We start from the raw sequence: 20,609 nt of genomic DNA on the forward strand, positions 1-20,609 counted from the left end.
TCTTCCTTTATTCTAACCGTTATCTGCTTTTCGTCTGGATAACCAACGTTCGCGTAATCCCTGAATGCTTACATAAAAAACGGGCACTACCAGAAGACTCAAAATGGTGGCAAGCAGCATGCCTCCCAAAACGGTGGTACCTATCGAATGTCTGCTGGCGGCGCCTGCTCCTGTAGCGGTTGCCAAGGGCAGCACACCAAAAATAAATGCAAAAGCCGTCATCAGAATAGGTCTCATTCGCAAGGTAGCTGCCTGAATGGCTGCATCATAAATGCTGGCCCCTCCTTCCCGTTTCTCTTTGGCAAACTCCACGATCAATATAGCATTTTTTGCTGCAAGTCCAATCAGTAATATCAAACCGATTTGCGCGTAGACATCAAGCGCAAGCGAGCGGAGCATTAAGGCCAGACCAGCCCCCAGAAGCGCCAGAGGTACGGCCAGTAAAATCATGAATGGCATTGACCAGCTCTCATAAAGAGCTGCCAGAAATAAAAACACAAAAACAAGGCATAAAGCAAAAATCAGGGAAGCCACATTACCAGCCTGAAGTTGCTGATAGGTGATTCCAGTCCACTCGTAGGCAATCCCTTTAGGTAAAACCTTATCGGCTACTTCTTTAATGGCATCCATCGCCTGACCAGAAGTATACCCGGGACCAGGAGCTCCATTAACACTTGCCGCAGTATATAAATTATAATGAGGGATATTATAAGGCCCGTTGATTGACTTTATTTTAACCAAGCTGGATAAAGGAACCATTTGACCGCTATCACTTTTAACATATAATTTGCTGATGTCTGCTGTTTCAGCACGAGAATCCCCTTCGGCCTGAACCATCACTCGATACGTCTGGCCGTATTTTGTAAAATTATTCACATAATAGGCGCCCAGATAAGTTTGTAGAGTCACGAACAGATTTGTAATTGAAACATTCATTGCTTTGGCTTTGGTGCGATCAATATCAAGATAGAGCTGAGGCACATTGACATTTAAATCGGAAATCAGACCTTTTAATTCCGGGCGTTTATTCCCCTCTTCTATCAATTGATTGACCGCCTTTGCGAGCGCCTGCACTCCGAGATTGTTTCTGTCCTCGACTTCGAGCTGAAAACCGCCGACCGTACCTAAACCAGGAATGGCAGGTGCGTTAATAGCCTCGATTACCGCATCATCAAACAGATTTAATTGCTGCTGTGTTTTTTTAATAATGGCCTGGACACTTAAATCCGGTGCTGTACGTTCAGACCAGGGTGTTAAGGTAACAATAATGGCAGCATTGTTGGTTTGATCAATTGTATCAATAATATTGAATCCATTAATGCTGATTACATGGGCAACACCCTCTGTCTTCAGCAGCAAATCAACCACTTTTTTAACCGTTTCTTCTGTTCGGTAAAGTGAAGAGCCATCAGGACCGTTTACCACAATAATGAAATATCCTTGATCCTCCTCTGGAATAAACCCTTCCGGAAGTGATTTGAATACAAAAAAAGCAGCAAGCGCCAGTAAAGCAAATACGAAGAAAACCAGTTTGCGCCACTGGATAACATGCTGAACCGCAATTGTGTAATGCTTTAGAAGCCACTCGTAGCCTTTTTCAAACCAGCGAAAAAAGAAAAATTTATTTGTCTTTTCTTTTTTCCTTTTCAATAAAATACCGCATAGTGCCGGACTAAGACTCAATGAGTTAATCCCCGATAAAGCCACCGAAAAAGCGATAGCTAATGCGAACTGGTTATAGAGACTGCCTGTCATTCCCGGGATAAACGCTACTGGAATAAATACCGCCATCAAAATTAATGTCGTTGCAAGGATAGGTCCCTGCACTTCTTTGGTGGCCAGTAAAGTCGCTTCCTTGATATCGGCAATACCCTGCTCAAGTTTTTTCTCGACGTTTTCGACAACGACTATCGCATCATCTACTACAAGCCCTATCGCCAGCACCAGTCCCAGCAAGCTGAGCGTATTAATCGAAAAGCCAAAAATGCTGAATAATATAAATGTACCTACAAGAGAAACCGGGATAGCTATGCAAGGAATCAATGTGGTTCGCCAGTTCTGAAGAAAAACGAAAACCACCAGGAAAACCAAAGCTATTGCCTCAAGTAAAGTTATCACCACCTCGCGCAGGGATGCTTTCACGAAATTGGTTGTATCATAGGCAATAGTCCACTCCAAACCTGCAGGAAAACTTTTTGCAAGTTCCTTCATAGCCTTTCGCACATTATTTGAAATATCGAGCGCATTGGCACCGGGCAACTGATAAATTCCCAGACTTGCGCTCGGTTTACCGTTAAATTGCGAAGTGGTTACGTAAGTATCAGCACCCATTTCGACGCGCCCAAGATCTTTAATACGCACAATCTGACCATTTTCCTTGGTACGCACAATGATATCGGCGAATTGTTCTACTTCGCTTAACTGGCCTAATGTATTAATCTGATACTGAAATGGAATTGTTTTGGGAACTGGCGGCTGCCCTATGCTTCCTGCTGCAGCTTGCTGATTTTGCTCCTGTACTGCGCTAATCACTTCCTGAGGTGAAATCCCCATACTTGCCAGCTTATCCGGATTAAGCCAGATACGAATGGAATATTGCAGCAATCCAAAATTATTGATATCACCCACGCCGAAAATACGATACAGAACAGGGGTTATATTGATATCCGCATAATTAGTCAGGAACGCATCGTCCATCGTACCGTCTTTATTATTCAGATTGACAACCAATACCATGTCGCTTGACACTTTCTGTATATCCAGCCCTGCCTGAATCACATCAGGCGGTAAAACTGACATGGCCGTATTGGTATCGTTCAGTGTATCCACAGCGGCAATATCGATATCATAACCGACGTTAAAGGTGATGGTGATGATGGAGTTGCCATTATTGGTACTGGCAGAGGACATGTAGATCATGCCCTCAACTCCATTAATATTTCGCTCCAGAGGGGTGGTGACTGTATCGGCGACCACAGAAGAACTGGCGCCTATATACTGGGAACTTACCTGAACTTGTGGCGGTACCAGTTGAGGATACTGAGCTATCGGCAAAACCAGAATGCAAATCCCGCCAATAAGCACCATCAAAATCGCAATGACAATGGCAAATATAGGTCTGTGTATAAAAAACTTAATCATTTGGCAGCATCCTGCGCTTTTCTCTTCTCAGGTTGAACCTTCATGCCATCGTGAATCTTTTGCAGACCATTGCTGACCACTACTTCGCCTTCTTTCAATCCCGAACTTACTATGTAGGAGCTATCATACTGGCCGGAGGTAGTTATATTCTTTGAGTGGACAATATTATCGGAACCAACAACAAACACAGACCGCTGCCCCTGTGTCACCATCGTCGCCTGTTTGGGAACCAGAATCACTTTTTCATTATTGCTGAGGTGCAGTTTAACGCTAACATAAATACCGGGAAGCAATAATTGTTTTGGATTTTCAATTTCTGCGCGCATGAGGATGGTGGATGTTGAAATATCGGCCTGATTATTGATTAAATCCAGTTTACCTTTGAATACCAGATTGCCGTCATGAGGTAAACTAACCTCCACTTTAAATGGCATGTTGTCACGATACTTAAGAAAGGAGGTAAAATCCTCAACACTCGGGCTAAATTCCACATAAATGGGATTTAACTGAACCACATTGGCCAGCAAGGTATTCTCACCCCCGCCTACCAGATTCCCCACATCCACGTATTTCTTGCCAATAATGCCGTCAAAAGGCGAATACATATAGCAATAGCTCAGATTAATCTTTGCATCCGCAACATTAGCAGCTCCAATCTGTACCTGCGCATCAGCCTCGCTAAATTTAGCATTCACTTCATCGAAGTGGGATTGAGATACATCGCCTTTTACCACCAAATCTTTCATGCGGCGGTACTGGATCTCCTGATATTCCTTATCCGCGACACTTTTAGCATACTGCCCTTGCGCCAGACTAAGTTTGGCTTCAAACGGCCGAGGGTCGATGACAAACAATAATTGATCCTTTTTAACGGGCTTCCCTTCAACAAAATTCATTTTAATCAGAAAGCCCTCTACTCTCGCTTTAATCCCTGCAGCAGAAATGGATTGGGTAATGCCTATGTATTTTCTATTGATGGGAATTTGTGAACTTGAAATTTTGGTGACAGCTACTGTTGGGATGGCCGGGGCCTGGGTATTCGACTCCTTACAAGCAGAAAGCAAGGCAAGGCAGACGGTTGCGAATAAAATACTTTTGAAATAACGCTTCCAGGCGAGCAATCTTATTGATTCATCCATTTCTCTATTAAACATCCCTGTGAACTCACAATTTGGTTATGATATGGTAACTTTCTGCAACCCAGGCTCTGATTTAAATTCAGGCACTAAACTTTTTACCAATATTTTCAATTCATCAATATTATTCTCATCACAGGCACCATTCAACAAACGCATCGCCTGGGTCAATTCCTGCCAATCCAGTTTGCGGAATTTTGCCTTGAATAATTTCTCATGCTCCGTATGAGCTAATTCTTCTGACTCGTGGAAAAGCTCTTCAAAGAGCTTTTCACCAGGACGCAATCCGCTATATTTGATTTCTATGTCACGTCCCGGCTCTTTACCGGCCAGGCGAATCATTTGCTCCGCCAAATAGGATATTTTTATAGGTTCGCCCATATCCAGAACAAATATCTCTCCGCCCTGACCATTCACCATCGCCTGCAGAATGAGCTGGCAAGATTCGGGTATAGTCATAAAATAACGCTGAATATCCGGATGTGTTACTGTAATCGGGCCGCCAGCCTGTATTTGTTTCTGGAATAAGGGTACCACACTGCCTGCCGATCCCAATACATTGCCAAATCGCACCGTAATGAATTGAGTCTGCACTCGTTCGTTTAAATTCTGACAATATATCTCGGCAATCCGCTTGGTCATGCCCATAATATTGGAGGGATTAACTGCTTTATCGCTGGAAATCAGAATGAATTTCTCAGCGCCAGCGGCAACACTGGCTTCTGCAACGATGCGAGTACCCAATACATTATTTTGAATCGCAGCACGAATTTGCTCCTCAAGCATAGGAACATGTTTGTAAGCGGCTGCATGAAACACAATTTGCGGCTTAAACTGCCTGCAGTAACTGTCAATAGCAACAGCATCCGTTACCGAAGCCAGGATTAAATCCAGGTGAAAAGAGGGATGCGAGGCGCTTAACTCATGTTCAATTCGATACAGATTAAACTCGGAACTATCGATGATCATTAATTTTTCAGGGTTCAGATCCAGTATTTGCCGGCATAACTCGGAACCAATACTTCCCCCGCCGCCGGTGATCATAATCCGCTTGTTCCGTACATAGGAGCTAATGCGATCCCATTCCAGCTGAACCTGATCGCGGCCTAGCAAGTCCTCAAGCTTGACCTCACGCAAGGCATTGATCTCGATTTTCCCTGAGGCTAAAGCGCTGATATCTGGAAGCGTTCTGAATGGAACGCTGGTTTTTTCACAATATTCTACAATGCGGCGCATGGTTGCGGAACGTGCGGACGGAATCGCTATAAAAATTAAATCAATCTGATGATTGATAACCATATCCCCCAGCTCGCGGGTTGCTCCCAAAACACGAATACCATGAATCTCTTTGCCGCGCTTGGCCGGATTATCATCTACAAAACCTACAGGGCAATAATTCGGTGTGCGCTTTAAATCTCTGACCAAGCCTTCTCCGGCCTGACCGGCACCGACGATGAGTACTCTTTTCATATCGCTCGGGAGATTTTTATTCAACTGCTGATCACGAAACATTCGCATCGCCAGCCGGGCACCGCCCAGTAAGGTCACCAGGTTGAGACAGTATAACGGCAGTACCGAGCGAGGAACATGGGATAATAAAGAGCTTAGATACAAAGCGGGGATAGCAATTATCGTGGCGCTGAGTCCTGCTTTGATAATCCGCAAAAGATCATTTATAGAAGAGAAGTTCCATAATCCTCGATATACTTTGAAATAATAATAGCACCCAACCTGAGCAGTCATGAGAATAAAGAGCGCCTCCAGCGAGTAAGTACTCACCAGTGTGTTTGGAAAAGGCTGCATGTTATAACGCAACCAGTAGGCGAAATACCAGGCAAGCGGGATTGAAATTAAATCAAAAGCCAGAGCGGGCAAACGCTTGTATATTTTAAGTAAGAGTCCACTTTTCAACATGCTTTGTCCTGTCGGATCACAGCCAAAAATGAGTATTTTACACAGTTTTTAATGGTTTAAGGAATAAATTTCATATCGGTAGATGTCGGCAGCATCTGGGGTCTTGAACTCAGCCTTATATTTATAGAGGCTCTGTTGAGTCAAAGCCTCCTTCAGACAGGCGTCAGCTGGTGTATAAATAATTTTTCCCTGCTGCTTTAGCGAAGTCAGAATAATAATTTCAGGTTTTTCTTTAAACAAATTTGCACAAAAGCGCTGATACATAAACTCTGATTTATCTTCTGTCATTTTACGATTATTAAGACAATAGGAATCAATAAACCTCAAATTGCTTTTAAAAGGAATGCGCCCGCTATCTGAGAGAACCACGGTACTTGATGGTGCGGCATGCACATCCAACCATTGCAGCACCCTATCCCGCAACTTTTCACCTTCCACAGGCATTTGACTGAAATAACGATATTCAGACAAACTGAATATCGGAATAACAAAAACCGCCAACAAAACACTTAAACCGATGGTAATACAGACAGGACGTGTTAACTTGTCGTCAGTATTGCCCAAATAATCCCGGACTATTTTATAAACACCTTGTACAGCCAGGATAAAAATAAAAGGCAGCACAGGAAGAAATAATCGATTATAAAATGCCGCAACAGAGTCCGATTGCACTAGTAAAATTAAATACAATAAAGAAGGTGTCCAGAAATACAGAGACAGCTTGTCTCTTGGCTGAAAAAGTACGGGTAAAGAAACCAGAATAAAAGGCCAGATCAGTTTCAGATAAGTCCAATCCAGACTGAATGCAGAATGGCCATCGAATCCTTTGCAATAGACTGAATTAGGAAATAAACTCCCAAAAAAATGCCAGCGCCAGAAAAAATACGGCAGATAAATCAGCAAAAAAATAAGCAGACAAAGCGAGTAATCAGTGGCAAAAAATTGCATAGGTCTGCGATTATCAATGACCAGCAGCAGACTGAACAAAATAAACACAAACGGTGCTTCCGGTCGTGTCAGGCTCGCAATACTCATTAATACTGAAAAGCAGATAAAGTAAAATGGAATAATCCCTTTTCTATGATCATTTGGATAAGTCTGATATCCATTTCCCTTTAAAAGAAAATAAAGGGAATAGACAAGCATCGCCTGATAGCAGGCGGTCTCCAGCCCACTTGCTGCCCATATTATTTCTCCTTTATAAAGGAGCAGTATCACAGAAGGTAATAAAGCCAGGGTCTTGGGTAAAACCAGTCTCGCCAGAAGATAAAGACCTGCAATCGTTAACAGCAGTCCAATTACACCAGCTGTTTTCAAAATAACCACGGGATCAAGTCCCCAGTGAATAGCCAAAGCGCCTAGCAGCACAAAGCTGTAATTGCTGTATCCTTCCACTGGTGCTTCACGCAAATTCCAGAGCAAGCCCTTCCCTTCTGCCAGATGTCTTGCATAGCGCAGGGAAATATACATATCATCAATTGTAAAAGGCCAGATGGCTGCCACTTGTAAAACAACAAGATAGCCCAGCGCTGCGGCTACAAGTGCATAGTAGATTTTTTTATTACAGATCATTCATCAGAGCAACCAAAGTTAATCCTACAAAACAAAGCAGGTTAAAGCGCGACAGATTATCTTTGAAAAATAAAGAAACCGGATCATCATTATTGCCATCTCTCATGGATAAACGGGCAAAACGCCATAAGCCGATAGCTGCAAAGGGTAAGGTCAGCAGAAAATAGGATGACTCCTCATGGGCAATCAAAGTATAAAAAAGATAGGCGACAAAACAACTGCAGGCAGTCACTACAATTAATCGATCCAGCGCCGGTAAAGTATAACGCTTTAAAACCAGCCGAGTCTCATATCTTAAACCCAATTGCTTTTCCAGGCGTCTTTTGCAAAGCGCAATGAGAAGGCTAACCAGCGTTGCGGTGATAGTAAGCCACCAGGAAATGGGCAAGCCAATCCCTATAGTTCCAGCCAATACTCGCAACATGAATCCACTGGCGATACAAGCCACATCCAAAACAGGCACGCTTTTCAGCAAATGATTATAAGCCAGATTAATAAGCAGATAGGCAGCAAGCAGGACTGCCAGAATGGTCGATATAGACCAGGCGAGTAACATGCCGCTCAGTAACAACAATGCAAGCATGCTCACCGCGAAATCGAGGGAAACCTCTCCGCTTGCTAAAGGACGTCGGCATTTTTGAGGATGCAGGCGATCTTTTTCTCTATCCTGAATATCATTATAAATATACACTGCACTGGCTATCAGACAAAACGCCAGAGCAGCCAATAAGGCATCCGGTAAATAATCCAGAGAGCCAGAGTACACTACACCAAGTAAAACAAATGCCGCTTTACTCCAATGGGATAATCGTAGCAGGTAAATAAATTGCTTAATTGATGTCATTTTATACAGCCGTCATTCAGGTATTATTTCATGTAACTGAACTATATCATCAGTTTTTCAATAGGTTAAATTTTAGATTGTGATAACGTAATCTATTAATAAATATTAACCAAATTTATTGGCATTTAATCAATGAATGCGTAATATAAAATAAGTACGTCTTTTACAAGGCAGCTATGGTGATAATTGGACATTGAGCTGTCGGATGACTTTTAACCAAGGATGTGAGGTCAATATGAGCTTTGTAATTAAGGATACATTAATTGAAGAGTGGCCTAAGCTTAGGGCTTTATATATTAAACAGGCAAAAACTACTCCGCAGCCCCAACACCAGAATACTGCCATTGAACGGTTTTTCGGTGGAAAAAACTCTAAAGACAGGCATTTTCAGCTCGAATTCACTGAAAAGATTTTTCAGGTTTTGCGTTCCAGGCTCAAACCGGATCTGAAATTCAAAGATGCACAAGCATTTGATGAGCATATGAGTGCCTGCAAAATTCTGATCGTCACCGCTTTTTATATCAAACATCAGATTGGCCTGCCCTACTGGATGCGCTCTCCATCTAATTCTGATTTATATGAAATTTTAGATAATACTATTGGTCTGGTAGGAAAAAATCAGCTGAATAAGCAAACCAGTGCCGATTACTTTCTGACGGCTTTGCGTTTTTTAGAAACTTCATCATTAGAAGGCTGGAATGCTTCTATGGGCAAAGACTCCCCCTGTCGATTTACAGAACTTGAATGGCGTCATTTTAAAGATTTTGTAACTTCACAGTCTGATTATTTGAGGAAATATCAACCAAACCGCTTTCCAGTCGCATCGGTCACCGGTTACCTGGTCAGCCAGCCCTGCTACGCTGCTGGAATGTCGACCGGATGGATGATCGGAAAAATGGCCAGCGAAAGCGCTGTGGGGCTGCCCGTCCAAGTAGCATTAAGCAGCGGCTTATGCTGGGTTGGCGGAAAAGTGGCGGGTTGGGGGATTATGATTTTTGCACCGCGGCTTGCCAAGCAGCTGTTTGAAAATGCTGGGGGCATTTCAATGGCGACCCTGATGGGTGGTTTAATGGGCTCTATTGGCTATGGGGTGGGTTATGCTGGAGGCTTGAGCGTAGATCTTTTATGGATTGCATTTCAGAATGCTTGTTCTTACATTGCCAATTTTGGCGACAATAGCCCTTATGAGAAATTGTCCGGATTTACCAGTGATGGTAAGCGAATATTAAATGGAATCGAAGTTCAGTTTGTCGAACAGGAAAAAGAAATAGCCGCAGCCGTTGACGAGTCACAGTCTTTCCAGGTTGCATGCAAAGTTGTTGATAGCGGATTTGTCATTAAACTCAATGACGAAGAAGTCTTTATACCCCGGGATTTTAATCAATTTCCTCATAAAGAGGCGATTGCCAGATTCCTCGAGCAGAAATGTCAACCAGCAGAGACTGCGCCCGGTTTATTTGATGATGTGGTCGAATTCGATCCCGGCAGCATTCCTGTTCCTGAATGCGAAAGAGGTCTTTTTTCTCAGGAGCCGTTTCAAATCAAGGATGGAATTGTGATGGGGCAACCTGTATATACTCCACTATATACTCCACAAACGCCACAAGCTGCCTATTTGGCAGAAGCGATAGTTGCTGAGGGGCTTACCGAAGAGGAGCTGGATATCCCGGAAGAGCTCATTCCTGAGCATTTGCGACAGTTGCCTAAACCCATCTATCTGGCAAGACTGAAAGAATTTCTTAAAACGCAGACCTTTTTTGAGGGCTCGTGGAAGAAAAAACCGCCAGAACTTGAAGAGGCAGCGCCTGTGGTTAGTGTGGGTCCTGGTTAGTTTTGACAATCCGACTGGATTGCCTCGCATTCGTGCGCAAAGACAGGGTTTCTGAAGCACAGTCTTTGCGAGCCTTGGCGAAGCAATCCATTGCAAAGATAGTTGTTGTTTCACTCTTTTAAAGTTAACAATAATTCACGGATAACGCTGGTGGCATAGCTGCCGGAAGTCAGAGCAAACTCTAAAAATAACTCCTTCTCGCTTAACCACTCCCATCGCATATCTTTGACCTGGAGGATAAATGCCCGGTATGCAATTTCCAGTTTGTGGGCCTCCAATGCCTCACACCAGGAAAGCAGATCTGCCAGGGCTTCTTGCTGCAGAGCCAGTGCTGAGTCTGTAACACGGTTATTTCCCCCACCCCAAAGCGCACCGGCTGGTGAAATATCGAAGGCCTTGATACGCTGCTGGATTATCTCATCTGGTGAGTCGCAATGAAAAACACTATGAGTTCCTGCTAATTGCATCACATCGCCAGCCACGGCTTGATTCCAATTACCCTTGCCAATGCGATAATCAAGTATGCGGTTAAAAAGATAAGCGCGTGCGGCAGAATAATACATGCCTTTCAAAAACGGGTTTTTGACTTTCATATCTGCAAACAGCAACTGTTCAGCCTTATAAAGATTTTGCCCGTTATTACCAAATCGCTGCTCACCAAAATAATTCGGGACTCCATTTGCTGCGATAGCGGCCAGTCGCTCTTCAATCTTATCTTCGATATGAATATCGCGCAGAATGAGCTGAAACTGATTTCCATCCAATGCGCCTGTTTTTAATTTCTTATTATGCCGCTGGGTATTTAGAATTTTCCATTGCTCACCCTGCGGAAGTTCAATGTTTAAATTATTTTTTCCAGGCAAATGAATGCTGAACCACTGCCTGGTTAATGCCTGTCTATCTTTTAACCCGGCATAAGACACTGCTCTGGGTGATAATTTTAGTTCACGGGCAATTTCCCTGGCGACATCTTCGGTATTAATAGTTCGTTTTTCAATGAATAGAAACAAATGCTCTCCTTCACCGGTCAAATCAAAACCCAGGATTTCATTAACGATAAAATCTTCAGGATATTGCTTTAAAATACCGCGAGAAGCAGGTTGACCATAAGCGTAGGCTAACGTTGACATAGATAGAAAACTCATTAAACGGGGTTAAGACTGTCAATAAACTGATATTGCAGATTGAAATGCTGTGCTAATTGTTCGCCAAGAGCCTGTATGCCAAAACGTTCAGTAGCATGATGCCCGGCAGAGAAATAATGAATGCCAAGCTCTTTGGCCTGATAATAGGTTCGTTCGGAAATTTCACCGCTGATATAAGCATCCACTCCAAGAGCGTCGGCTTGTTCAATGTAATCCTGTGCAGCACCGCTGCACCAGGCAATCCTGCTGATAGAATGTTCGGCTCCCTCCACCAGAAGAGGTTTTCGCCCTAGTTTGTCAGCTAACAGGAGAGTGACTTCCTCTACCGTTTTAGGCAATGAAAAAGAGCCTGTCCAAAGCAATCCGGGTGTGCCGGAGGCAGCATGCTGGTCAATTTCATCTAACTGCAGCAAATTGGCGATACAGGCATTATTACCCAGCTGCGGATGACAATCGAGCGGGAGGTGATAAGCGAGCAAATTAATCTGGTGTTTGATGAGCTCTGCAATTCGCTTGTATTTGATGCCGGTAATAACCGCAGGTTCCCCTCTCCAAAAATAACCGTGGTGTACAATAAGGGCATCTGCTCCAAATTGTACGGCTCGTTCAATTGCTTCTTCTGAAGCAGTAACTGCAGTACAGATGCGTTTTATTTCGCTGCGTCCTTCAACCTGCAGGCCATTGGGTGTATAATCATTAAACGATGCAATGGCCAGCAGATTGTTTACATACTCTACAAAATTTTTACGTCCTATCACCTTGCTGAAACCCTCTTGATATCAGCTCCCAGCATAGACAACTTTTCTTCAATGCGTTCGTAACCGCGATCCACATGATAAACCCGCTCGACCATTGTTTCCCCTTCTGCGGTCAAGCCTGCCAGAATGAGGCTGGCGGAAGCGCGAAGGTCAGTAGCCATCACCGGAGCGCCGGTTAAATGATCGACGCCAGAGATCAGTGCTGTATTTCCATTCAAACGAATCTGCGCCCCCATTCGCTGTAATTCCTGAACGTGCATAAAACGATTTTCAAAAATAGTTTCAATGACTGACGACGTGCCGTCAGATACACTGTTAAGAGCCATAAACTGCGCCTGCATATCAGTGGGGAATGCAGGATAGGGAGCCGTTGAAATATCGATTGCCTGAGGTCTCAGGCCATTCATATTTAATGTAATCCAGTCTTCACCCAAACTTAATTCAGCCCCCGCCTCTTCAAACTTACACAGCATTGAAAGCAGATTATCAGGTTTGACGCGGCGAACGGTTACTTTTCCTCGAGTAATTGCTCCGGCCGTCAAATAGGTTCCGGCTTCGATACGATCGGGCATTACGCTGTAGGACCCACCGCCTAAAGCTTCCACACCTTCAATCTCAATTGTGGATGTGCCTGCGCCAGTAATTTTTGCCCCCATTTGATTGAGGAAATTCGCCAGATCAACTACTTCAGGCTCGCGCGCAGCATTTTTAATCACTGTTTTCCCTTCAGCAAGCACAGCAGCCATTAGCACGTTTTCCGTACCAGTAACTGTTACTGTATCGAATAACAAAGGTCTTCCCTGTAAACGCCCTCTTTTACAGCGTGCCTTGATATATCCATTTTTTACTGAAATTTCAGCACCCATGCTTTTCAAAGCTTTCAAATGCAAATCCACAGGTCTTGTGCCAATAGCACAGCCTCCTGGCAATGAAACATCAGCTTTTCCGAAACGGGCCAATAAGGGGCCTAACACGAGAATGGAAGCCCGCATTGTTTTCACCAGTTCATAGGGAGCGACGAACTCGTTCACATTACTGGCATCGACCTGAACATTCATTTTTTCGTCCACGATCATTTGTGCGCCGAGCTGCCCCAGCAGCTCCATCATTGTGGTCACGTCTTTTAAATGTGGCACATTAGCAATCGTCACATTGTCGCTTGCAAGCAGTGTCGCAGCGAGGATGGGCAGAGCGGAATTTTTTGCACCCGAAATAATGACTTCACCGTTTAAGGGTTTACCGCCATTGATTACCAACTTATCCATGCTTTTTCTCCCATTCTTCTTTCGTCCACGTCTTCATACTTAAAGCATGAAGAGTGCCAGATGTAATCAATTCCTTCAATTGAGCATAGACCCATTGTTGCCTGGCCACCAGAGACTTACCGACAAAGGCCTCTGAGACAATAGTCAAATTGTAATGATAGCCATCACCTTCTACCTTAACAAATTCAACTTCTGATGTATCGCGAAGGCGCTGTTCCAGCGCTTCATTACTAATCATACAACTCTCACCTTACTATTAATTATTGTTTGAATGCGGATATATTGCATCGGAATATGAAAAAAAATTACATGATGGTTGCCGGCAGAAGGAATAATCATTTAATGAAATAACTCAATCATTAGCCAATAAATTACTGACTCTGCAAAATTCGGCCAAGGCAGCTAATTGCCTGGACATTCCGGTGATTTTGCAAGTCCTGTTAAATTGTCTGGCCAGACGTTTGGCTTCAATTAACAAGGCCAGCCCGGCACTATCACAATGCTGTACTTTTTCAAGATTAATTGTAATAGAGCCCTGCTGGGCAGCGCTGCGATAAAAACTGCTAAGACGCTTTCTGTCAGCATCGACAGTAGCAAAAGTCATTCTTTCAGCAGGTTCAAAAACGAAATCAGTCATTAACTGGCTCTACTTTTTTCATTCATCTGTTTAATCAGATCTTGTATATTTGAGTTTTGCAAAGCCTGAGCAAACTGTGAACGAAAACTCTGCAGCAGACTAACCCCCTCCACACTCAGATCATAAATTTTCCACTGGCCATTTTTTGCCACCAAACTGTAACTCAGCGGAATATTATTGCCGTTTGAGCGGATAATCAAGCTATTGACACGAACAAAGCGGCCATCTACGGAGCCTCTTATTGGCAGGAATTTGATTGTTTCATCGGTATACTCTGCTAAAGGACTTGCATAGGTTCTTATAACCAGCTGCGTGAATGCTTTTGAAAATTGAGCCCGCTCACCGGCTGACGCCTTGCTCCACACTTGCCGTCCAAGAACGGAACGGGACATGCCGCTTACATCCACATTGGGAAGTAAATGCTGTTCAACCGCTTGAAAAATAAGCTGACGGTTACTTTTAAGACTTCCTTTATGCTCCTTTAAAGTAGAAAGGATCTGGTTTGCAGTACCTTCCAGCATAGGAATCGGTGAGCCCTGTGCCCATAGCCAGTGTGGTAATAGAAAAGCAAATAATAAAACGATTGATTTTATCAGCTTCATGAGTCACCTATTTTTTATTAATGTTAAATAACAGCTGGCCAATAAGGTTTTCCAAAATTATCGCTTCCTGGGTTTTGGCAATTACATCGCCCTCTTTCAGATAAGGATGTTTGCTATCCTCGGCATCATCAAAACCTGGCACAATACTGATGTAATTAGAACCTAGCAATCCTTGCGTCAGGATTCTTGCAGAAGCGTCATCGTAGGGAATTTGTTTATCGCCTCGAAGGAGCATCGTCACTTTCGCATTTAATTCGCCGGGTTGCAATTCAATTTTACTCACTTCACCAACCTTCACACCAGCAATCGTGACAGGAGCACGCACTTTCAAACCGCCGATGTCAGCGAAATCTGCGGTTACATGATATCCTTTATTTTCCGCAAAATCAGTCAAACCGCTAACTCTCATTATCATAACAACCAAAGCCAGCATACCTGCTACCATAAACAACCCGACGCAGATATCTACATATCGCTGCTTTGCATTCATTACCAACCTCCAATCATTATCGCGGTCAACAGAAAATCAAGCCCCAGTACTGCCAGCGATGCGTAGACTACAGTTCTTGTAGTGGCTTGACTAATCCCTTCAGCAGTAGGCGTACAGCTAAAGCCCTGGAACACAGCAATCCATACAACTGCAAAGGCAAATACAATACTTTTTATAATTCCACTCAGTACGTCAATTCTAAAATCAACAGCAGCCTGCATGTTCGACCAGAAACTACCCGCATCAATACCCAACCAAATCACCCCAATAAAATAACCACCATAAATCGCTGTGGCGGAAAATATTATGGCGAGGACGGGTAAACAGATTAAACCCGCCAGGAAGCGAGGATATACCACTCGTCCCAATGGATCCACTCCCATCATATCCATACTGGCTAATTGCTCAGTCGCTTTCATCAGGCCAATTTCTGCAGTCAGAGCTGACCCTGCTCTTCCTGCGAAAAGCAGTGCACTCATTACCGGACCCAATTCACGGGCGATGCTTAAGGCCAGCAATTGCCCTAACTGCGTTCCGGCACCAAATTTCTGCAGAGTATTATATCCTTGCAAGCCAACTACCATTCCAATAAACAATGCGGAAACAACAATTATCAGAAAGGATAATACGCCTACATTATAAATTTGCATCCTTAAGGCGGGCCACAATCTGGGAAAATCCGGGTTTCGAGCAAAAACCTTTGCAAGAAATACGCCTGAGTTGCCTATCATACCGAGAATATTAATTCCGCGTTGCCCTAAATGTGCCAGCTTATCAAGCATCTAAAAGCTCCTCAGTATAAGGCCTTGCCGGGTAATGGAATGGAACAACGCCATCTGCCTCTCCGTGCATGAACTGTTTGATCTGTGGCTCCTGCGACTCTTTTAATTCCTCAGGCGTTCCCTCTCCGATTAATCGCCCGCCTGCAATCAGATAGACATAATCGGCGATTGAACAGGTTTCCGCCACATCGTGAGAAACAATGATTGTCGTGGTTTGCAGCAATTCATTTAACTGTTTGATCAGGCGAACCAAAACCCCCATAGAGATTGGATCCTGTCCAGTAAAAGGCTCATCATACATCATTAATTCCGGATCCAGCGCAATTGTTCGGGCCAGTGCAACGCGTCGGGCCATTCCGCCCGATAATTCAGCGGGCATCATCTGGGCTGCCCCTCTTAATCCAACAGCCTCGAGCTTCATAAGGACGATATCGCGAATCATGGCATTATTTAAATTAGTGTGTTCGCGCAGGGGGAACGCCACATTTTCAAATACAGACAAATGGGTAAATAAAGCACTTGACTGAAACAGTAAACCCATTTTTTTCCTTGCCTGATAAAGCACTTTGCGTGGCAAACAGTGGATGTTTTCACCATTAATAATAATTTCCCCCTGATCGGGAAAAATCTGAGCGCCGATTAGTTTTAACAAAGTGGTTTTACCACTGCCGCTCGGCCCCATTATTGCTGTTATTTTGCCGCGTTTGACCACCATATTGACATCATTAAAGATTTGACGTATTCCTCTTGAGAAAGTCAAATTGGTGATAGTCACCAGATTCTCTTGCATTTAACAATGTTTCCAGTTCAGCCAAAACGCTAAGTATACCTTGTGCGAATTATTTTGCGAATAAAAATTCAATAAACACTGGAAATGACTATCACCATCAATATGAACAACTGGATAACCTGGACAAGCCAGGTTACGTAGGGGTGACGGGTAAGAACATCTGATTACCTGGAGAAGCCAGGTTACGTAGGGATGACGGGTAAGAACCTCTGATAACCTGGAGAAGCCAGGTTACGTAGAGATGGCGAGTAGGTGCATCTGGATAATCTGAACGAGCCAGGTTATGTAGATATGTAGAGATAGTGGGGAGGTGATTGAATACGGGGCGAAAGGATCGGTCTACAAAGCCACTCCTTTCTATGTTAGACTGCAAAACCATAATCACTACTCCTTTGCTAAGATGAATTTTTGCAAATTAGGCCTGGCAGTCATTGAAACCGAAGCACAAGCTGTACTCGAACTAACTCAGCGGATTGATGAGCGCTTCGACAAAGCATGTCGGCTGCTACTCTCTTGTCAAGGACGAGTAGTAGTTACCGGAATGGGAAAGTCCGGGCATATTGCACATAAAATAGCAGCAACGCTCTCAAGCACCGGAACTCCTTCTTTTTTTATGCATCCGGGTGAAGCCAGTCACGGCGATCTGGGAATGATAACCAGACAAGATGTAGTCATCGCCATATCCAATTCAGGCTTTACCAATGAAATTGTTACTTTACTTCCTCTGCTTAAACGGCTTGAAGTCCCTTTAATTGCTTTGACAGGCAATCAGGAGTCGGCGCTTGCAAAAGCTGCAAATGTCAATCTGGATATCAGTATTCGTCAGGAAGCCTGCCCGCTCGGACTGGCACCGACAACCAGCACCACCGTTTCTCTGGTCATGGGAGACGCTCTGGCAATTGCCCTGTTGCAGGCACGTGGTTTTAATGAGAATGATTTTGCTCTGTCGCATCCCGGGGGCTCATTAGGCAGACGGCTGCTGCTAAAAATTGATGAGTTATGCCATCGCGGTGAGCAGTTGCCTTTGGTTCATGAAAGTGCCACCATCAGTGAAGCATTGATTGAAGTGACCGCTAAAAAACTCGGGATGACTTGCGTAGTCAATTCACAGGGTAAACTGGTTGGCGTATATACCGACGGCGATATTCGCCGGACCCTGACCCAGAATTTCGATATCAATACAACCTCACTGTCACAGGTGATGAGTAAAAACTGTAAAACAATCCACTCGGGAATGCTTGCGGCAGAAGCCTTAACGCTAATGCAAAAATACAGTATTACTTCCCTGGTGGTAATCGATGAAGAACAACACCCCACCGCGGTCATTCATTTGCATGATCTTTTGCGTGCCGGAGTTTTGTAATGAGAGGTCTTTAATGAATAATCTGGTGGAAAAAGCTAAAAAAATCCGTTGTCTGGTTTCTGATGTCGATGGTGTCCTGACTGACGGCCTCCTGTTTCTCGATAATCACGGAAATGAGCTTAAAGCTTTTAATGTACAAGACGGGATGGGACTCAAGCTATTGATGGCAGCGGGCATTGACGTAGCAGTGATTACTACATCCAGAAATAAAGTGATTGATCACCGCATGGAGCAGTTGGGCATCACCCATTATTTTAAAGGACAGGTTGATAAACGCCAGGCGTTTGCAACACTATGTGAAACCCTGGGCTACTCCCTTGAGGAAATTGCCTATATTGGCGATGACCTGCCCGACTTACCCATTATTCAGCAAGTTGGCCTGGGCATCGCTGTTGCCAATGCGGTTCCACAGGTTAAGGAATTCGCTGGCTGGCAGACGAAGCAATCAGGAGGGAAAGGTGCGGTGCGTGAAGTCTGTGATCTGATACTTGAGGCGCAGAACAAATTCGATGCGGCTCTTGAAAGGTATTTTCAGTCATGAATGCGGCCAAACATGCAGCCTGGTTGTTCATCACCTTGTTTGCATTAGCTTGTTCAGGCTGGTATTTCGCAAGCTCCTCGTCCCCAACCATCAAGCTTGACAAGCAGGTTCTCTCCATTATGCCTGACGCAGTGGTGTCTGGACTGGTTGTGCGTCAGTTTAGTAAAGAAGGGCTGTTAGTGAATCTTCTGGAAACACCAAGGCTTAGGCATATTCCTGAAAATAATACGCATTATCTGACTGCGCCCCACATTATTATCAAACAAAATGATCAGCCTGGCTGGGAAATTCGTTCAGCGAAAGCAAAATCTATTAATGGCGGACAGCAAATTAATTTCACAGACGAGGTGGTGATTCATCAGGACAAAAGCCAGCATAATGAAGAAACAACAATAACCACCAGCGAGCTCACTTACTATCCAAAAACCAAATTCGCAACGACTCAGGCGCTTGTGAATTTTGCTCAACCGGGAAGTATTGTGAAATCACAGGGAATGAATGCTTATCTGGCTGACAAGAGAGTTCAACTTAGCCGGGTCCGCGCAACTTACGAGCCAAAACATGAAAAATCTTAAACTGTTATCTTTCACATTGGGACTGTTTTTTTTCAATTTGCCGCTTGCCGAGGCAATGCCTGATGACCGTGAACAATTATTACAACTTTCCGCAGATCAGGCCGATTTGAATGAAAAAACGCATCGCGGAGAATACAGAGGCGCTGTGGAGCTTGATCAGGGCACCACGCATCTGCGGGCTACCAAAGCAGTCACTGAAGGGAATCAGCAGAACAAGCTGGTGGTGGCAATTGCTATGGGCAGTGCCAAAGATCAGGCGCACTACTGGACACAAACCGCCCAGGACAAGCCACTCTTACATGCTTATGCCAATACTATCCGCTATTATCCCGAGCGGCATTTGATTGAATTAATTGGCAATGCACGCGTCGTTCAGGGAGATAATTCCTTTTCGGCCCCAAAAATCAGTTATGATACCTTGAAACAACATGTTATATCTGAGCCCGCTGGCAAGGAAAGAACTACCATTATCATTCATCCAGAGAAGAAAAAAGCATGACCGAGTTATCGGCACAACATCTTAAAAAAAGCTTTAAATCCCGAACAGTCGTTAATGATGTCAGTATTAACATCCGCAGCGGTGAATGCGTCGGCCTGCTGGGTCCTAACGGTGCGGGAAAGACAACCTGTTTTTATATGATTGTGGGCTTACAAGCCTGTGACGAGGGACAGATTATACTGGATGGCCAGGATGTTACTCGCGCCCCCATGCATCAGCGCGCACGATTGGGTATCGGTTACCTGCCCCAGGAAGCCTCCGTTTTTCGTAAGATGACGGTTGCCGATAATATCCTTTCCATTCTGCAGTTAAGAACCGATTTAAGCAAAATGGAGCAGCAAAAGAAGTTACTTCAGTTAATGGAGGAATTTCATATTGAACATTTGCGTAAAAGCCTTGGAATGAGCCTGTCCGGAGGCGAAAGACGACGGGTTGAAATAGCCAGAGCTCTGGCTATTGAGCCTACTTTTATACTTTTAGACGAGCCTTTTGCAGGGGTCGATCCCATTTCCGTCCTGGACATCAAACGGATTATCTCGCATTTATGCGATAAAAATATCGGTATATTGATTACTGATCATAATGTAAGAGAAACACTGGATATCTGTGAGAGAGCCTATATAGTAAGCCAGGGCAAGATTCTTTGCGAAGGATCGCCGGATTCAATTTTAGCCAATCAGCAGGTCAGAGCGGTCTATTTGGGCGAGGAGTTTTCACTGTAAGC

General features: G+C 44.2%; 20 protein-coding genes. 6 read left to right on the top strand and 14 right to left on the bottom strand.

The window, feature by feature from the left end; genetic code table 11:
- Nucleotides 1-12: 12 nt before the first annotated feature.
- Genes DYH61_RS09250 through DYH61_RS09270 form a run of 5 tightly spaced genes read right to left on the bottom strand, consistent with a single transcriptional unit; the run spans nt 13 to nt 8,607 of the window.
- Nucleotides 13-3,141, bottom strand: coding sequence for an efflux RND transporter permease subunit (locus DYH61_RS09250; RefSeq protein ID WP_058508846.1), 3,129 nt, complete (start codon nt 3,139-3,141; stop codon nt 13-15).
- Entirely contained in the window at nt 3,138-4,280 is a 1,143-nt protein-coding gene (locus DYH61_RS09255; RefSeq protein ID WP_058508845.1) for an efflux RND transporter periplasmic adaptor subunit, read from the bottom strand. Before DYH61_RS09255 ends, DYH61_RS09250 begins: the two co-directional genes overlap by 4 nt.
- Nucleotides 4,281-4,316: 36 nt before the next feature.
- Nucleotides 4,317-6,191 (bottom strand): polysaccharide biosynthesis protein, encoded by a 1,875-nt coding sequence (locus DYH61_RS09260; protein ID WP_058508844.1) that lies wholly within the window; start codon nt 6,189-6,191, stop codon nt 4,317-4,319.
- 48 nt (nt 6,192-6,239) lie between these two features.
- On the bottom strand, nt 6,240-7,763 hold the full coding sequence (locus tag DYH61_RS09265; RefSeq protein WP_058508843.1) for a glycosyltransferase family protein: 1,524 nt from the start codon (nt 7,761-7,763) through the stop codon (nt 6,240-6,242).
- Nucleotides 7,753-8,607: a decaprenyl-phosphate phosphoribosyltransferase gene (locus DYH61_RS09270; RefSeq protein WP_058508842.1), complete on the bottom strand. Its 855-nt coding sequence runs from the start codon at nt 8,605-8,607 to the stop codon at nt 7,753-7,755. The genes DYH61_RS09265 and DYH61_RS09270 overlap by 11 nt, the downstream gene beginning before the upstream one ends.
- Nucleotides 8,608-8,842: 235 nt before the next feature.
- Between DYH61_RS09270 and DYH61_RS09275 the strand changes: the two genes are divergently transcribed.
- Complete coding sequence (locus tag DYH61_RS09275; RefSeq protein ID WP_058508841.1) at nt 8,843-10,438, top strand: hypothetical protein; 1,596 nt, start codon at nt 8,843-8,845, stop codon at nt 10,436-10,438.
- Between the two features lie 110 nt (nt 10,439-10,548).
- Here the strand turns inward: DYH61_RS09275 and truD are convergent, their stop codons facing one another.
- From truD to DYH61_RS09320, 9 genes are all read right to left on the bottom strand, one after another.
- The gene (gene truD / locus DYH61_RS09280; protein ID WP_058508840.1) at nt 10,549-11,568 is read right to left on the bottom strand and encodes a tRNA pseudouridine(13) synthase TruD; all 1,020 of its coding nucleotides are present in this window, start codon (nt 11,566-11,568) and stop codon (nt 10,549-10,551) included.
- Between the two features lie 14 nt (nt 11,569-11,582).
- Nucleotides 11,583-12,341 (bottom strand): Nif3-like dinuclear metal center hexameric protein, encoded by a 759-nt coding sequence (locus DYH61_RS09285; RefSeq protein WP_058508839.1) that lies wholly within the window; start codon nt 12,339-12,341, stop codon nt 11,583-11,585.
- Nucleotides 12,338-13,606, bottom strand: a complete 1,269-nt coding sequence (gene murA, locus DYH61_RS09290) for a UDP-N-acetylglucosamine 1-carboxyvinyltransferase (protein WP_058508838.1) — start codon at nt 13,604-13,606, stop codon at nt 12,338-12,340. Before murA ends, DYH61_RS09285 begins: the two co-directional genes overlap by 4 nt.
- On the bottom strand, nt 13,599-13,844 hold the full coding sequence (locus DYH61_RS09295; RefSeq protein WP_058508837.1) for a BolA family protein: 246 nt from the start codon (nt 13,842-13,844) through the stop codon (nt 13,599-13,601). The genes murA and DYH61_RS09295 overlap by 8 nt, the downstream gene beginning before the upstream one ends.
- Nucleotides 13,845-13,958: 114 nt before the next feature.
- A complete protein-coding gene (locus tag DYH61_RS09300; RefSeq protein ID WP_058508836.1) occupies nt 13,959-14,243 on the bottom strand; it encodes an STAS domain-containing protein in 285 nt (94 codons plus the stop codon).
- On the bottom strand, nt 14,243-14,845 hold the full coding sequence (locus DYH61_RS09305) for an MlaC/ttg2D family ABC transporter substrate-binding protein (protein ID WP_058508835.1): 603 nt from the start codon (nt 14,843-14,845) through the stop codon (nt 14,243-14,245). Before DYH61_RS09305 ends, DYH61_RS09300 begins: the two co-directional genes overlap by 1 nt.
- Before the next feature lie 7 nt (nt 14,846-14,852).
- Nucleotides 14,853-15,335: an outer membrane lipid asymmetry maintenance protein MlaD gene (mlaD, locus tag DYH61_RS09310; protein WP_058508834.1), complete on the bottom strand. Its 483-nt coding sequence runs from the start codon at nt 15,333-15,335 to the stop codon at nt 14,853-14,855.
- Entirely contained in the window at nt 15,335-16,117 is a 783-nt protein-coding gene (gene mlaE, locus DYH61_RS09315; protein WP_058508833.1) for a lipid asymmetry maintenance ABC transporter permease subunit MlaE, read from the bottom strand. The genes mlaD and mlaE overlap by 1 nt, the downstream gene beginning before the upstream one ends.
- Nucleotides 16,110-16,907, bottom strand: a complete 798-nt coding sequence (locus DYH61_RS09320; RefSeq protein ID WP_058508832.1) for an ATP-binding cassette domain-containing protein — start codon at nt 16,905-16,907, stop codon at nt 16,110-16,112. The genes mlaE and DYH61_RS09320 overlap by 8 nt, the downstream gene beginning before the upstream one ends.
- Before the next feature lie 400 nt (nt 16,908-17,307).
- Here DYH61_RS09320 and DYH61_RS09325 point away from each other — a divergent pair, with 400 nt between their 5' ends.
- The 5 genes from DYH61_RS09325 to lptB are packed head-to-tail and all read left to right on the top strand — an operon-like array spanning nt 17,308 to nt 20,607.
- On the top strand, nt 17,308-18,270 hold the full coding sequence (locus DYH61_RS09325; RefSeq protein WP_058508831.1) for a KpsF/GutQ family sugar-phosphate isomerase: 963 nt from the start codon (nt 17,308-17,310) through the stop codon (nt 18,268-18,270).
- A 13-nt stretch (nt 18,271-18,283) separates the two neighbouring features.
- Nucleotides 18,284-18,811: a 3-deoxy-manno-octulosonate-8-phosphatase KdsC gene (kdsC, locus tag DYH61_RS09330; RefSeq protein ID WP_058508830.1), complete on the top strand. Its 528-nt coding sequence runs from the start codon at nt 18,284-18,286 to the stop codon at nt 18,809-18,811.
- A complete protein-coding gene (gene lptC / locus DYH61_RS09335; RefSeq protein ID WP_058508829.1) occupies nt 18,808-19,386 on the top strand; it encodes an LPS export ABC transporter periplasmic protein LptC in 579 nt (192 codons plus the stop codon). Before kdsC ends, lptC begins: the two co-directional genes overlap by 4 nt.
- A complete protein-coding gene (gene lptA / locus DYH61_RS09340) occupies nt 19,373-19,885 on the top strand; it encodes a lipopolysaccharide transport periplasmic protein LptA (protein WP_083499292.1) in 513 nt (170 codons plus the stop codon). The genes lptC and lptA overlap by 14 nt, the downstream gene beginning before the upstream one ends.
- A complete protein-coding gene (lptB, locus tag DYH61_RS09345; protein WP_058508828.1) occupies nt 19,882-20,607 on the top strand; it encodes an LPS export ABC transporter ATP-binding protein in 726 nt (241 codons plus the stop codon). The genes lptA and lptB overlap by 4 nt, the downstream gene beginning before the upstream one ends.
- Nucleotides 20,608-20,609 lie beyond the last annotated feature (2 nt).

Source organism: Legionella quinlivanii, assembly GCF_900461555.1.
Classification (GTDB): Bacteria; Pseudomonadota; Gammaproteobacteria; order Legionellales; family Legionellaceae; genus Legionella_C; species Legionella_C quinlivanii.

What these genes read in the sequence shown, in the direction of transcription:
- DYH61_RS09250 (WP_058508846.1), bottom strand. Translation starts at nt 3,141, where the DNA reads ATGATTAAGTTTTTTATACACAGACCTATATTTGCCATTGTCATTGCG.
- DYH61_RS09255 (WP_058508845.1), bottom strand. Translation starts at nt 4,280, where the DNA reads ATGGATGAATCAATAAGATTGCTCGCCTGGAAGCGTTATTTCAAAAGT.
- DYH61_RS09260 (WP_058508844.1), bottom strand. Translation starts at nt 6,191, where the DNA reads ATGTTGAAAAGTGGACTCTTACTTAAAATATACAAGCGTTTGCCCGCT.
- DYH61_RS09265 (WP_058508843.1), bottom strand. Translation starts at nt 7,763, where the DNA reads ATGATCTGTAATAAAAAAATCTACTATGCACTTGTAGCCGCAGCGCTG.
- DYH61_RS09270 (WP_058508842.1), bottom strand. Translation starts at nt 8,607, where the DNA reads ATGACATCAATTAAGCAATTTATTTACCTGCTACGATTATCCCATTGG.
- DYH61_RS09275 (WP_058508841.1), top strand. Translation starts at nt 8,843, where the DNA reads ATGAGCTTTGTAATTAAGGATACATTAATTGAAGAGTGGCCTAAGCTT.
- truD (WP_058508840.1), bottom strand. Translation starts at nt 11,568, where the DNA reads ATGTCAACGTTAGCCTACGCTTATGGTCAACCTGCTTCTCGCGGTATT.
- murA (WP_058508838.1), bottom strand. Translation starts at nt 13,606, where the DNA reads ATGGATAAGTTGGTAATCAATGGCGGTAAACCCTTAAACGGTGAAGTC.
- DYH61_RS09295 (WP_058508837.1), bottom strand. Translation starts at nt 13,844, where the DNA reads ATGATTAGTAATGAAGCGCTGGAACAGCGCCTTCGCGATACATCAGAA.
- DYH61_RS09300 (WP_058508836.1), bottom strand. Translation starts at nt 14,243, where the DNA reads ATGACTGATTTCGTTTTTGAACCTGCTGAAAGAATGACTTTTGCTACT.
- DYH61_RS09305 (WP_058508835.1), bottom strand. Translation starts at nt 14,845, where the DNA reads ATGAAGCTGATAAAATCAATCGTTTTATTATTTGCTTTTCTATTACCA.
- mlaD (WP_058508834.1), bottom strand. Translation starts at nt 15,335, where the DNA reads ATGAATGCAAAGCAGCGATATGTAGATATCTGCGTCGGGTTGTTTATG.
- mlaE (WP_058508833.1), bottom strand. Translation starts at nt 16,117, where the DNA reads ATGCTTGATAAGCTGGCACATTTAGGGCAACGCGGAATTAATATTCTC.
- DYH61_RS09320 (WP_058508832.1), bottom strand. Translation starts at nt 16,907, where the DNA reads ATGCAAGAGAATCTGGTGACTATCACCAATTTGACTTTCTCAAGAGGA.
- DYH61_RS09325 (WP_058508831.1), top strand. Translation starts at nt 17,308, where the DNA reads ATGAATTTTTGCAAATTAGGCCTGGCAGTCATTGAAACCGAAGCACAA.
- kdsC (WP_058508830.1), top strand. Translation starts at nt 18,284, where the DNA reads ATGAATAATCTGGTGGAAAAAGCTAAAAAAATCCGTTGTCTGGTTTCT.
- lptC (WP_058508829.1), top strand. Translation starts at nt 18,808, where the DNA reads ATGAATGCGGCCAAACATGCAGCCTGGTTGTTCATCACCTTGTTTGCA.
- lptA (WP_083499292.1), top strand. Translation starts at nt 19,373, where the DNA reads ATGAAAAATCTTAAACTGTTATCTTTCACATTGGGACTGTTTTTTTTC.
- lptB (WP_058508828.1), top strand. Translation starts at nt 19,882, where the DNA reads ATGACCGAGTTATCGGCACAACATCTTAAAAAAAGCTTTAAATCCCGA.